At 59.6% G+C, this 12,362-nt stretch carries 8 protein-coding genes and 1 pseudogene; all 9 read right to left on the bottom strand.

Annotated elements, in window-relative coordinates; translation table 11 throughout:
• The gene (locus AC1D2R_RS30785) at window positions 1–1,110 is read right to left on the bottom strand and encodes an ABC transporter ATP-binding protein (RefSeq protein WP_477973477.1); all 1,110 of its coding nucleotides are present in this window, start codon (window positions 1,108–1,110) and stop codon (window positions 1–3) included.
• 109 nt (window positions 1,111–1,219) lie between these two features.
• Window positions 1,220–2,890: an amidohydrolase gene (locus tag AC1D2R_RS30780; RefSeq protein ID WP_477973475.1), complete on the bottom strand. Its 1,671-nt coding sequence runs from the start codon at window positions 2,888–2,890 to the stop codon at window positions 1,220–1,222.
• A 574-nt stretch (window positions 2,891–3,464) separates the two neighbouring features.
• Entirely contained in the window at window positions 3,465–5,576 is a 2,112-nt protein-coding gene (locus AC1D2R_RS30775; protein ID WP_477973473.1) for an FAD-binding protein, read from the bottom strand.
• Between the two features lie 213 nt (window positions 5,577–5,789).
• Complete coding sequence (locus AC1D2R_RS30770) at window positions 5,790–7,445, bottom strand: GMC family oxidoreductase (RefSeq protein WP_477973471.1); 1,656 nt, start codon at window positions 7,443–7,445, stop codon at window positions 5,790–5,792.
• A gap of 56 nt (window positions 7,446–7,501) precedes the next feature.
• Entirely contained in the window at window positions 7,502–9,007 is a 1,506-nt protein-coding gene (locus AC1D2R_RS30765) for a GMC oxidoreductase (RefSeq protein WP_477973469.1), read from the bottom strand.
• Between the two features lie 13 nt (window positions 9,008–9,020).
• Complete coding sequence (locus AC1D2R_RS30760; RefSeq protein WP_477973467.1) at window positions 9,021–10,136, bottom strand: ABC transporter ATP-binding protein; 1,116 nt, start codon at window positions 10,134–10,136, stop codon at window positions 9,021–9,023.
• 4 nt (window positions 10,137–10,140) lie between these two features.
• Window positions 10,141–11,085, bottom strand: a complete 945-nt coding sequence (locus AC1D2R_RS30755) for a carbohydrate ABC transporter permease (protein WP_477973465.1) — start codon at window positions 11,083–11,085, stop codon at window positions 10,141–10,143.
• On the bottom strand, window positions 11,082–12,035 hold the full coding sequence (locus AC1D2R_RS30750; protein ID WP_477973463.1) for a carbohydrate ABC transporter permease: 954 nt from the start codon (window positions 12,033–12,035) through the stop codon (window positions 11,082–11,084). Before AC1D2R_RS30750 ends, AC1D2R_RS30755 begins: the two co-directional genes overlap by 4 nt.
• Before the next feature lie 80 nt (window positions 12,036–12,115).
• Window positions 12,116–12,362, bottom strand: a pseudogene (locus AC1D2R_RS30745) (sugar ABC transporter substrate-binding protein); the annotation flags it as partial.

Here is a 12,362-nt window from a genome sequence, read left to right as displayed (position 1 = left end):
TCAGTTCCTCAGAACCCGAGCGGCGTTGGCCTCAAGGGCAATGCCCACGCTGTCGCCCTGCGTAAACCGCGCCGCCTGCAATGGTTTGTTCTGCTCGCGCAGCGTAAACAGCGTCTCCCCATCGGAAAGGCGGACGTGATAATGGGTGTCGGTTCCGAAATAGACAATATTTTCCAGGGTACCTGTCATCTGACAGGTCGAAGGATGATCGGGCGGGCAGAGTGTGGCGTGTTCCGGCCGCAACACCACCGTCACCTCACTATCCGAGGCGAAGTCCTGCGGCACTGTCGCCGTAATACGACCGGCAACCGGCGTCTCGACGTCGGCGACACCGCCGGAAACGGACTTGATCCTGCCTTTCAGGAAATTGGTCTCTCCGATAAAGTCGGCGACGAAGCGATCGGTCGGCGCGTCGTAGATCTCGCGGGGACTGCCGACCTGCAGAATTTTTCCGGCTGACATGACGGCAATGCGGTCCGACATAGTCAGCGCCTCTTCCTGATCGTGCGTCACGAAGATGAAGGTGATGCCGGTTTCGGCCTGCAGTCGTTTCAGCTCAATCTGCATGTCCTTGCGCAGCTTGTAGTCAAGCGCTGACAGCGGCTCGTCGAGAAGTAGCACTTTCGGCTGCGGCGCGAGCGCTCGGGCAAGAGCCACGCGTTGCTGCTGTCCGCCGGAAATCTGGCTCGTTCGCCGGCCGGCAAGCGCTTCCATGCGCACCAGCTTCAGCATGGCGGCAACCCTGTGATCGATTTCTTTCTTCGGTCGCCCAAGCATCGTCAGGCCAAAGCCGATATTTTCCGCCACGCTCATGTGCGGAAACAGCGCGTAGCTCTGGAAAACCGTGTTGATCGGACGCTTGAAAGGCGGCATGGCGGCAATGTTCTCGCCGTTCAGCATGATCTCGCCGGAGGTAGGAAATTCGAACCCGGCAATCAGCCGCAGAAGAGTCGTCTTGCCGCATCCCGACGGTCCGAGAAGAGTGAAAAACTCGTTTTGGCGGATCGCTACCGACGTATTGTCGACAGCGGCGAACGCGAATTCGCCAAAGCCGAATATCTTGCAGACATTACGAATTTCGACCGCGTTCAATTCTGCCATACGCGGCACACTAACCATTGCATGAAGCTACCTGTCCCCGCCTTTTTGGCTTTGCGCTAGGTGATCACAGCGCCTGTGCATTGACAATACGATTCCAGTTCCAGGAGAAGAATATTTATCAGCCGGGAAAACTTATTCTCCCGCCGCAAATTGTGGTGACGGGCCGGATTGTCAGCAAGTCATCCGGGACGACCATCTCGATATCGGCGCTGAGCACGACGATATCGGCGAGATAACCGGCCTTGAGCTTGCCCTTGCGGTCCTCCTTGAACTCTGCATGGGAACCTTCGACAGTGTAAGCGGCAAGTGCCTCCATCAACGAGTAGGACTGATCCGGATCGTTGTTCTTCCAAGGTTTGCGGGTGACGGCGGCGTGGATGCCGACCATGGGATCGATCGGCGAAACCGGCCAGTCGGAGGCAAAACAGATACGCGCACCCGCATCCTTCAGCGTCCGCCAGGCATAGCTCACCGGCCAACGATATTGGCCGATACGCGAGATCGTCGGCTCCAGCGGCACGCCTGCGGAACCCGGCGGATGTGGAGGCTGCATCGAGGCGATGACGCCGAGTTCGGCGAAACGTCCAACGTCGTCAGGATGTACGACTTCGATGTGCTCGATGCGATGGCGACTGTCGCGCGGGCCGTTTTCTTTTCTCGCTGCTTCATAGCCATCCAGAACCGCTCTCACAGCACCGTCTCCAATCGCATGGACAGCAATCTGCAGCCCGCGCCGATCCGCCTCCACCGCGACCGCGCGAAAAGTCTCCACCGAGAACAGGCCTTCGCCGCAATTGCCGGGCTTGTCCGCGTAGGGCTCGACCATAACCGCCGTCCAGCTGTCGAGCACCCCGTCGTAAAACACTTTCACGACGCCGGATGACAGCCAGTCGCTATCGAACCGCCGTGCAAGACCGGATGCTTTTTCCAGCATGTCGAGGGACATGAAATTCTTGAAATGGAAAGGGATGTTCACACGGCATGGCAGGCCGTCGTCCTCCCTCTCGATCGCCGATAAAAGCTCCAACTGATACAGGTTGCCGTCCATGTTCTGGACAGTGGTGATGCCATGCCGGGCGCAATAATTGAGGCCGCGGCGCATGACGTCCATGTCTTCGCGAAACGTCTCGGCGTCGGGATAGGGGTGGGGCTCTCCGCCGGTCGCAAGGCCCAGCCGGTACCGATCAAACCCGCCAGCTTGAAGCACAGGGCTGAACGCTTCCATCTCGCGCAGTTCGCCGGTTGCCAAGCCATCCTGACCCATCACGATCTCGTTGCCCGGTCCTAGCGCCTTGCCGTGCAGCAGTCCGGCAAGCTCCAGCGCCTTGGTGTTGGCCCAGACGGTATGATGGTCTGGTGCCGTCAGTGCGATCGGTTGATCCGGCAGGATCGTATCCAGATGATGGCGGGTCAGCCGTTCGCTCTCGCCCAGGATCGTATAATCTGCCCCTTGAGCGAACAGAACCTTGTGGCCCGACCTCGTTTCGGCATAGGTCCGCACGGCCTCCGTCAGGGCAACAAACCCCTTCACACCGGCAAGCTGGAGATGGTCCAGCTCCGCGGCCCCCGAAAACAGATGCATGTGATTTTCGGAAAACCCCGGAAGCACGGTGCCGCCGGCAGCATCGACGATCCTGCTGCCTGCGCCGCCGCATGCTTCGATCTCCGCGTTGGAGCCTACTGCGAGGATACGGCCGTCGGCGAGCGCCACGGCTTGCGCACGCGGATTGCCCTCGTCCATCGTCAGGACGCGCGCATTGAGAATAAGGATATCTGCCGTCTGTTTCATGAAGCGACTCTCGATCGGTAGAGCAGGACGGGCGAGCTAAGCCGATCCCGATTCGCAATTCAACTGGGATCGGCTGCTGTTTTACAATCTTTCCTGGAGAACACCCTCCACCATGTCGGCGAGGAAATCGGCACTCTCGCTTGACAGGCAGAGCGGCGGCCTGATCTTCAAGACATTGGGATAATCGCCGGTGGACTGCATGATGGCGTCAAGGTCGCGCAGCCGGTCGAGCTGGCTTTTGTCCCGCGGGCTGGAATTCGTACGTGAGCGCGAGACGATGACGCCTGCGATCGAGGAAACGGCGGCGATCCAGAACTCAACTGATTTGAAAACCCCGAAACGAGTCAGAGATCGCTCTCGTTATAGCATGAGGCCTACTGGGTTGCATGGTAGCAGATGCAGAGCGCTCATCGGTGTTTAGTAATATGATGCCGGCACGACCTGGTCGCATCTACTTCCGCAATCCTGACGCCGCCCGCTAATTTCACCTCGACGGGGAAGCCAAGTCGAGATGACTTTGCGAACGCGGCATCGAAAACGAGATCGCACGTGCTTGCGGCCGTGCGAAGTGAGTTCACCAAGGATCGCCAGCCTTATCCTCGCAGCCGTCAGCACCCAGGTCATAAGTTCGCCCGGTCAACCAGGCAGGCCAATCGCGCTCAAAGAACGACTTGGAGCTTTCGTCGTAGCTTCGGTTTGGACGCGTCCAAATCTCTATCACCTCCCCGTCGAAGCGAACGACGATTTGCTCGTCGCGTTGCGCTTCGCGCTCCTTTCGGAAGCGGTATTCGTGCAGGGGTCCCACGTTGGCGAGCGGAAGAGACTCTCCTTCGGGATCACAGATTGCGCGCGCACCCCGGCTACCGCCGCCATTTTGGATGAAAAAGTCCAAAGCACCAAGAACCGCTTCAGATGCCAGCGCCATCTGCTGCCATTGCACCGACCGGGCCGCCTCCCCGGCGCGAGTATACGCAACGCCCTTCATCCTGATGTCCGCGTTCAGGATCCTGGCCTCGATCAAGGCTTGACCTACACTTTCGGCGTGACAGATCATCCCTGCCCTGTCGCTCATCCGCGCCTGCACGTCCATGCGGATGGCCTTGACATCAAGGGGGCTCTCCGGCCGCAAGATGCCCAGGACTTTGATCACGCCCGCGGCCGCCGCTGCGGCTACATCTGCGGTGGAAGCCAGCTTCGCCCGTCCGCTCGCGGCTATGTGTTCGGCGACCCGAGTGCCAAAGACCTGACCGGCATTCAGCGCCGCCCCGCCCGGGCGGGTCACGCCGTGCGTTCCGGCTGCCTCGCCGATGGCGTAACATCCCGCCAGGTTGCTCCTGCCCCAGATGTCCACCATCACGCCGCCGTTCATGTGCTGGTTATTGACGGCGAACTCCAGCGGTGCCTCGGTGATGTCGATCTTGTAGCGCCGATAGAGCTCGATCGCGAGCGGGTTCATATGCTTGAGCCGGGCAATCGGCAGATCCTGTGCGGCTCCTGCATGTCCCAGGTATCGACCGACATCGTCGTCGAGCCGGTCAAGGCTGAACGGCAGGTCTCCGGGAACGGGCAGCGGATTTCGATTGAAGTCCATGAAGACGCGCCGCCCGGCAGCGGTTTCACGGTAGATCGCAAGGTCTACAAGGCTCGACGCGAAATCGAGCATGCGTGTCGCGTGGAAAGGCCACTGGTACCCTTTGCGAAATACATTGGACGCCAGCTCCTGGGTGCTTCTGTAGTACTGCGCCAGGAAGTGATGCTCGCAGCCGTCGGCGTCGATAGAGTAGATGTGCGGAATGGCCTGTACGTATGTTCCTGAGAGGTTCCAGGGAAACCCCTCCCGTCGCGTACCGATGCCGAACTGGCTTTCCGTGAGGTTGACGAGTTCAACACCGGCCTCCAGCGCAAGGCCAAGCGAACCGAAGCAGCCGTTCGGGTAGACGCTGTCGCGGTAGAGTTCACCCGGTCCGCCGGCAGCGAGCACGACGACTGCGCAGACGAACAAAGCTATCCCGAGTGGGTTCGTTTCCGTGCGGTCACTGCTCCGCATGACCAGGACGCCCACAACCCGGCGCTCCGTGCCGGCGCCCTCGGTAAGGATCTTGACCGCTGTCGTCTGGTTATGGATCGGCACGCCGAGACGGATTGCCTCCTCCGCCAGGACTTTGACCATCAAGCGCGAGGTGCGCGGACCGCAACTGGTAGCGCGCCCGACCTCGTCGTGGTCGGTCTGATATCTGAGTGTCCCTCCGAGCGGATCCTGGGGCAACGGTAGCCCCAAAAACTGCAACGACGCCATCATCCGAGACGACCCGACAGCTTCTACATATGCTGTATCTTCGTCCATCGCCCCACCGCTGCGTATTGCGCGGGCCATGGCCTTGTAGTTGTCCCCCTGATCGGCCGTGTTGGCCGTATGCAGTGTCTGCTTGTCAGAGCCGGAACAGGCTGATGTTCCTCCCCAGGCGCTCTGGCTTATGATCACGACGTCATTGCCGCGCCGCTTCAATTCCACCGCCGCGCGAAGGCCCGCGGCGCCCGACCCGACGACGACAGAGCCAGCGCGATACACCGGCACTTCCAGGCCGGCCAGCGTGCTCGTCTCCGAAGAGGTGGCCTCAGGCGGAAGCCGCGGCATTTCAATGTCGGTCAGGGCGTCCAGAATGGATTGAGGAACATCGATCTTCATGGGGTCAAAGTCCTTGCGATACGGATCGGTTCGGGCAGCGGCGATTGTCTCCAGGCAAATGCGACGAACCGCGCGGCACCGTTGGATACATGCGAGACAAGGTGAAGGTCTGGTAGGCCATGGGACTGCCTTTTTTGATTTTCAGCCACTCTGGCAACTCCTTGACAAGCCCAAGGCGCTTCGAATTGTGGCTACCGCCTTTTTACAACGCCACTACCGAACGTTTGCTCTTGCTCGCGCACGAACATCGTTGCGCTCGTAGGAAAAGATCGCGGAGGGAAGCTGGGGCATCCCCCGGATGAGGTCTGAACCCTTCTCGCCGATCATGATGGTGGGTGCGTTGGTGTTGCACGAAGGAACCCGCGGCATCACGGAGGAATCGCAGACGCGGAGGCCCTCAAGCCCATGGACCTTGAGGTCCAGACCGACAACGGCCTCGGGTCCCCGTCCCATCTTGCAGGTGCCAACCGGATGGTGGTCGGTTTTCGCATTCGCGCAACCATAGTCGAACAGCTGTTCGTCTGACATCACCTTGGGCCCAGGCAGCCGTTCGGCCATGACATATGGCTCGAGCGCCGCCTGTTGCATGATCTCGCGGGCGATCTTCAGTCCCTCCAACGACATCTTCCTGTCATGAGGATCGGACCAGTAGTTGGGATCGATCAGAGGGGCCGCATTGGGGTCGGAGGACGACAGGCGCACGGTTCCGCGCGACCTTGGGTGAAGATAGGCCGAGTTGAGCGTGACGCCAGCATTCTTCAAGCGCTCGACTCCCGCCTCGATGCCTGATCCCAGGCCAAGGTGGAACTGTATATCGGGAGATCGTGCATCAGGGTCGGCGTACCAGAACCCGCCTGTTTCGAAGAGCGATGATGCGACCGGGCCGGTGCGGAACAGAATGTACTGAATACCTGCCCAGATCGTCCGGTGGGGCTTTGCGACGCCGTCGTAGGTATGGTCGCCCGTGCATTCGCAGATGACGAACAGATCCAGATGGTCCTGGAGGTTTTCGCCCACGCCGGGAAGATCGTGAAGCACCTTGACGCCCGCCGATCGCAGATGGTCGGCCGGCCCTATTCCTGACTGCAGAAGCAGCTTGGGTGATCCAATCGCACCCGACGAAACGAGGACCTCACGTTCGGCACGAACTATCTCGGAGCCACCTTTTGTGACGATCTCGACGCCCACCGCGCGTGCGCCTTCCAGAACAATCCGAGAAACACGCGCACCGGTACGGACGGTCAGGTTCTTGCGGTTCTTTATCGGCGTAAGGTATGCCAGGGAGGCAGAGGACCGTCGGCGGTTACGCTGTGTGAGTTGATAAAAGCCAACTCCAGCTTGCTGGCGGCCGTTGAAGTCGTGGTTGTATGGTATGCCGAGCTCCTGGCCGGCACGGATATACGCGTCGCAAATCGGCAGAGGGGAAATCGGCATGGAGACACCCAGCGGTCCGCCATAGGAGTGGTAGTCGTCGGCGAAACGCTGGTTGTCTTCGGCCCGCTTGAAATAGGGCAGTATCGAGCGGTAGTCCCAGCCGTCGCAGCCGTCTTCGCTTGCCCATAGATCGTAATCTGCGGCATTTCCGCGTGTGTAGAGCTGGGCGTTGATCGAGGAGCCGCCGCCGATGACCTTTGCCTGGGTATAACGCAGAACACGATCCTTCATATGCTTCTGCGGGACGGTTTCCCAACCCCAGCTCGCGACGCCTTTGGTCATCTTCGCAAAGCCTGCTGGCATGTGGAAGAGAGGGTTCCAGTCGCCGCCGCCGGCCTCGAGCAGCAGCACGTTGACGTTCGGGTCTTCGCTCAGCCTGCTGGCGAGCACACATCCTGCTGGACCGGCTCCCGTGATGATGTAGTCAAAACGCATGTTGCTATCCTATTTAACGCGACCAATTGCCTGGCGGCCACAACAGCCGGAGCGACTCATGCTTGCAAATCCTTCGATGCTATGTGATCGGCGACCCGCAACGCCTGGCTGGCGACGGTCAAAGCCGGGTTCACGGCTGCCGAGGTCGGCAAGAAACTTGCGTCGACAACGAAAAGATTTTCGTGATCGTAAGAACGACAGAAGGGATCCAGCGGCGCGTCGGCCGGATCGTTCCCGATGCGGATCGTTCCACACTGATGGGAGGGTGTGCGCTTGTCGAACGGTCTCGTAAGGACGATCGGAAAGCCAATCGCCTTCAGTATACCCTTCAACTTCGCGACAAGTTCAAGGTGTGCGGCCCAGTTGGTCCTCTGCCATTGAAGGACCACGCGGTCGCCGTCCACCGTCACGCGGCTGTCTGGATTAGGGATATCTTCGCTCATCGCGTAGAAGTCGATGGCATGGCCCGTGATGATGTCCAATATCCATTCCGGAACGTGAGGCAGAGACCCCTTGAGGACCCGTCCGGATATCCGTCCAAGAAGTTGAACATTGCCGAGCGGCGGGCCGCCATTGCCATCTGACAAATAGAAATCGTTGAACGAAAATGTCTTTTGGTAAACCGACGTATTCTTGAAACTTGGCGACACGCCGATGACTGCCGACGAGTTATGGTTCATGAAATTGCGGCCGACCTGGTCGGACGAGTTCGCCAGGCCGTTCTTGTAGCGGTCGTTCGCCGAGCGCAGCAGCAGCACCGCCGACTGAACAGCACCGGCGGAGAGAATGACCATCCTGGGGGTGGCGGTCACCTTTTGCCCGTCCTTCAGGTAGGTTACTCTTTCGATACGACCACTTTGTCCGGTTTCGAGCTTCGTTACGCGAGCATTGGTCTCAAGAATGACGTTTGGATGCTGCAGTGCGAGTGTGAGGGCCGCCGTCTCTGCATCCATCTTTCCGTCGCGAGAATTCGGATGGGCATCCCACGGCGTCTTTGCCTTCGAAAGCCATGCCTCTAGGTCCACGCCCAACGGGAGCGACGCGGGATGCAGTCCCTTGCTTCTTAACCGGGCCCGCACATCGGCGATTGGAGACTCGTCCGGCACCGGCGGGTACTCATAGGCAAGCGAGTGGAATGGTTCCGTCGGGTCCTCACCCAAGGCGCCGCGAACATGATAAAGGCGCTCAGCCCTGCTATACCATGGTTCCAACACCTCGTAAGGAAAGGGCCAAGCCGGTGAGACCCCTTCCCGATGCTCGACCACTTCGAAATCTTCCCGCCGGTAGCGTGACAACACGGCGCCGTAGAACTTCGAGTTACCTCCTACATTGTAGTAGTTGCCCGGATTGAACCCCTTGCCGCTGGCCTCATACCAAGTTTCCTTCGGTCGAAAATGTCCGCGCTGGAAGATGGCGCGTTGATCACGGTTTACCGGAAGATCGGCGATATGGTCGCCAGCCTCCAGGATCAAGATCTTGGCGCCCGTCGCAGCCAGGCCAGCCGCGACGGTGGAGCCGCCTACGCCGGAACCGATTATGACGATGTCTGGTGTGTCGCTCATCGTATCCTCGACTTCACGCAATCCGGATCTGCGTCAGGGGATCGAAGAAAACGGCCTTGTCCAGATTGAACGCCAGGCGTGCGGTCTGGCCGGCGTTGATACGCGCGTCTGCGCGCAGGCGGGCAACGACTTCTTTCCCGCCAAGCTTGGTGACGGCGAACGTGTCCGATCCAGCCGGCTCCACGACCTCGATCAGGCAATCGCTTTCGGCAATCGCGCGAGCGTTCCGATCGGCACCCTCCGGATCAGTCAGCGCCTCCGGGCGGATGCCAAAGACCACCTGCCGGCCCGCATGCGCAGCGAGAGCATCCTTGCCGGGCGCTATCGGAAGCCGGATCATATCGCCGGTGGCTCGCGCCAACGTAACCGAGAGGCCGCTCTGATCCTTCTCGATCGTGCCAGACAGGAGGTTCATGGCCGGTGACCCCATGAAGTCGGCGACGAACATATTGGCTGGGTTGTTGTAGATCTCCGAAGGCGTGCCGAACTGTTGGACGATGCCGTCTTTCATGACCGCAATCTTGGTGGCAAGCGTCATGGCTTCGATCTGATCGTGTGTAACGTAAACGATCGTCTTGCCGGTTGCCTGGTGGAGGCGCTTGATCTCGATGCGCATGTCGACGCGAAGCTTTGCATCGAGGTTGGACAGCGGCTCGTCAAACAGGAAAAGTTTGGGATCCCGCACGAGCGCCCGACCCATGGCAACGCGTTGGCGCTGGCCGCCGGAGAGCTGGCTCGGCTTGCGGTCGAGAAGATGGCCGATCTGCAGGACCTTGGCGACCTTGTCGATCGCCTTCTTGCGTTCTTCTGCCGGGACGCCGCGCATCTCCATGCCGAAGGATATGTTTCCTGCAACCGTCATGTTCGGATAGAGCGCGTAGCTCTGGAACACCATGGCGATGTCGCGCTTGGAAGGGTGCAGATCAGAGATGGTACGTCCGTCGACCTGGATGTCGCCTTCCGTGATCGACTCCAGACCGGCAATGGTGTTGAGCAGGGTCGACTTGCCGCACCCGGAAGGGCCGACGAGAACGAGGAAGCCGCCTTTTTCCAGGTCAAGGTCGATGCCTTTGAGGATGTCCAATGCGCCGAAGCGCTTCCTGAGACCGGATATTTCGAGAAAAGCCATAGGATTATCCTTTGACAGCACCCGCCATCAGCCCGCGAACGAAGTAGCGGCCGGCGAGAATGTAAACGAGGAGTGTGGGCATGGCGGCGATCATCGCGGCTGCCATGTTGACGTTGTATTCGACAACACCGGTCGAGGTGTTGACGACATTGTTCAGCGCAACCGTCATCGGCATGGATTCACCCGTGCCGGCATAGGCCGATGCAAACAGGAAGTCGTTCCAGATGTTGGTAAACTGGTAGATGACGGCAACGACAATGATCGGCAGCGAGTTCGGCAACATGATGCGCTGGAAAATCTGGAAGAAGCCGGCGCCATCAACCTGGGCCGCCTTCACCAGTTCGGTTGGAAATGCTTCGTAGTAGTTTCGGAAGAACAGCGTCGTGAAACCGAGACCGTAGACGACGTGAACGATCACAAGATTGACCGTGGCGTTACCGAAGCCGAAAGACATGCCGATGTCGTTGCGCAGCGTGTTCCCAAAGCGGCCAAGAGCACCAAGAATGGTCGCCATCGGCAGCAGCACCGACTGGAACGGAATAAAGCAGGCAAACAGCATCAGGCCGAAGACCAGCGTATGGCCGGGAAACCGCCATTTGGTCAGCACATAGCCGTTGAGAGCGCCGAGAATGGTCGAGATCGCAACGGCGGGCACGACCATCTTGATCGAGTTCCAGAAATAACCCTTGATGCCGGCACAGGTGAGGCCAACGCAGGTTTCACCCCACGCCTTGAACCAGGGATCGAGCGTCGGAGCCTTTGGCAGCGACAGCATGTTGCCGTTCTGGATCTCGTCCATCGTCTTGAATGAGGTTACCAGCATGACGAAGAGGGGCATCAGGTAAATGATCGCGAACACGGTCAGCAGGCCATAGATGAAGACCCGGTTGAACAGTCGCATCCGTGTCGCATGAGAGGCACCGGAGGCAATCGAGGTAGCGGCGCTCATCGCGATTTCTCCCGAAGTTCGGAATAGAGGTAGGGAACGATGATCGCCGAGATCGTCATCAGCATGATCACAGCGCTGGCGGAGCCGACCGCCATTTCGTTGCGCTTGAATGTGTACTCGTACATGAAATTGGATGGCAGCCAGGCAGACCCGCCGGGCCCCCCTGATGTCAAAGCGACAACAAGGTCGTAGGACTTGATCGCCATGTGTGCGAGGACGATGAAGGCCGACAGAAAGACCGGTCTCAGAAGCGGAATAATGATACGCCGGTAGAGCTGGAGCGTGGTTGCGCCATCGATCTGGGCGGCCTTCATGATCTCGCCGTCGATACCGCGCAGACCCGCCAGGAACATCGCCATGACAAATCCCGACGCCTGCCAGACGCCGGCGATCACCACCGTGTAGATGACGAAATCCTTGTTCTTGATCCAGTCGAAATGGAAGCTGGTCCAGCCGAAATGATGCAGCGTCTGCTCAAGGCCGAGACCAGGATCGAGGAACCACTTCCAGGCGACGCCGGTGACGATGAAGGACAGGGCCATCGGATAGAGAAAAACCGGCCGGAGGAAACCCTCGCCGCGAATCTTCTGGTCCAGCAGGATCGCCAGGAACAGTCCAAGCGCCAGGCAGATGCCAATGTAGAGGAACCCGAAGATGCCCATGTTGGTAATCGAGGTGTACCAGGATGACGGTGGGTCGCTCTCGAAGGTCCAGCGCCAGAGGCGTTGATAGGCACGCGGCCCTGTCAGCACATAGGAGGGGAAGGTCTTGGAGTTGGTAAAGGACAGATAGATCGTCCAGAGGATGAAGCCGTATACGAAAACGAGTGTGATGACGAAACTCGGCGCCAGCACGATCTTCGGCAGGGCATCCTGTAGACGCGTGCGAATGGAAATGGCGGTCTCACGCCGCGGTGTGACATCGGTTTTTGTTGTTGCGACAGTGCTCATGAATTCGTTCCCCTCCCAAGGGGTCGTCCTTTGCCGAAGCGTCCCCCGCCGACGGCGGGGGAGACCATGGTCGACGTGGCTTACTTGGCGTCGTCGATTGCCTTGACGAGTTCTTCGACGGCCTGGTCGGAGGTCGTGATCTGGCCATGGACGAACTTCGACACGACATCCTTGTAGGCGTTGGCGACTGCCGGGGGAGCGCCGTAGCCCTGCGCCAGCGAGCCAAACAGCGTACCGCCTTCGTTGGCAGCCTTGAGATCGGCAATGCCCTTCTTGCCGCAGGCGTCGAAGTCGGTATCGGGAACGTCGGTACGGGCCGGAACCGAG

This window comes from Rhizobium sp. P1_C7 (assembly GCF_056406295.1).
Note: the sequence above shows the minus strand (reverse complement) of the source record. Positions and strands in the feature narration are given on the sequence as shown.

Coding starts and splice junctions, on each gene's coding strand:
- AC1D2R_RS30780 (WP_477973475.1), bottom strand. CDS start 2,890: ATGAAACAGACGGCAGATATCCTTATTCTCAATGCGCGCGTCCTGACG.
- AC1D2R_RS30775 (WP_477973473.1), bottom strand. CDS start 5,576: ATGAAGATCGATGTTCCTCAATCCATTCTGGACGCCCTGACCGACATT.
- AC1D2R_RS30770 (WP_477973471.1), bottom strand. CDS start 7,445: ATGCGTTTTGACTACATCATCACGGGAGCCGGTCCAGCAGGATGTGTG.
- AC1D2R_RS30765 (WP_477973469.1), bottom strand. CDS start 9,007: ATGAGCGACACACCAGACATCGTCATAATCGGTTCCGGCGTAGGCGGC.
- AC1D2R_RS30760 (WP_477973467.1), bottom strand. CDS start 10,136: ATGGCTTTTCTCGAAATATCCGGTCTCAGGAAGCGCTTCGGCGCATTG.
- AC1D2R_RS30755 (WP_477973465.1), bottom strand. CDS start 11,085: ATGAGCGCCGCTACCTCGATTGCCTCCGGTGCCTCTCATGCGACACGG.
- AC1D2R_RS30750 (WP_477973463.1), bottom strand. CDS start 12,035: ATGAGCACTGTCGCAACAACAAAAACCGATGTCACACCGCGGCGTGAG.